The 1,000-nt window shown below is 73.4% G+C and carries 1 protein-coding gene; it reads left to right on the top strand.

What is annotated here, in order from left to right:
* A partial coding sequence (locus ACFZBX_RS37000) for an AMP-binding protein (RefSeq protein ID WP_391538212.1) occupies positions 1–1,000 on the top strand: 1,000 nt, incomplete at both ends.

Here is a 1,000-nt window from a genome sequence, read left to right as displayed (position 1 = left end):
TCGAGTTCGCGACGGACCTGTACGACCGGTCGACGATCGAGGCGCTGGCCGAGCGCTGGGCCCGGCTGCTGAAGGCGGTCTCCGCCGACCCGTCCCGGCCGATCGGGTCGCTCGACTTCCTCACCGAGGGTGAGGAGGCCCGGCTCCGGGACTGGGTGACCACGTCCCGGCCCGAGGTCGAGGAGTCGACGCTGTCCGGGCTGTTCGAGGCCAGGGCGGCGCTTTCGCCGGACGTGGTGGCGCTGGAGGCCGGCGATGAGATCTGGACGTATGCGGAGCTGAACGCGCGGGCGAACCGGATCGCGCACTGGCTGATCGGCCGGGGCATCGGTGCGGAGCAGCTCGTCGGCCTGGCGCTGCCGCGCGGCGCGGAACTGTTCGCGGCGATCCTGGGTGTGGTGAAGGCGGGCGCCGGCTACCTGCCGGTCGACCCGGACTACCCGGCGGATCGCATCGCGTACATGTTGGCGGATGCGGCTCCGGCCCTGCTGCTCAGCAGCGGGCGGCTGGCGGAGGAGTTGCCGGACGGGCTGGCGGTCGAGGGGCTGGCCGGGGTCTGGGACGGGCAGCCGGTGACCGATCCGACGGATGCGGAGCGGGTCGCGCCGTTGACGGCGGCGAACACCGCGTACGTCATCTACACCTCCGGTTCCACCGGCCGGCCGAAGGGTGTCACGGTCACGCACGCGGGTCTGGCGTCGCTCGCCTCGACGCTGGTCGAGCGCTGCCGTACCACTGACCGGAGTCGGGTCGTTCAGCTGGCCTCGCCCAGTTTCGACGCCTCCGTGCTGGAGTTGCTGATGGCCCTCAGCGGCGGCGGTGCCCTCGTGGTGCCCCCGCCCGGCCGTCTCGCGGGGGAGGACCTCGCCAGGGTCCTGGCGGACCGGCGGATCACCCACGCGTTCATCCCGCCGTCCGTCCTGGCCACCCTTCCGGCCCAGGCGCCCGGCACGCTCACCGAGCTCTCCGGCCTCATCGTCGGCGCCGAGGCGTGCCCGCC

It is taken from the genome of Kitasatospora sp. NPDC008115 (genome assembly GCF_042957205.1).
Classification (GTDB): domain Bacteria; phylum Actinomycetota; class Actinomycetes; order Streptomycetales; family Streptomycetaceae; genus Kitasatospora.
This window is presented reverse-complemented; position numbering and strand designations above follow the sequence as displayed.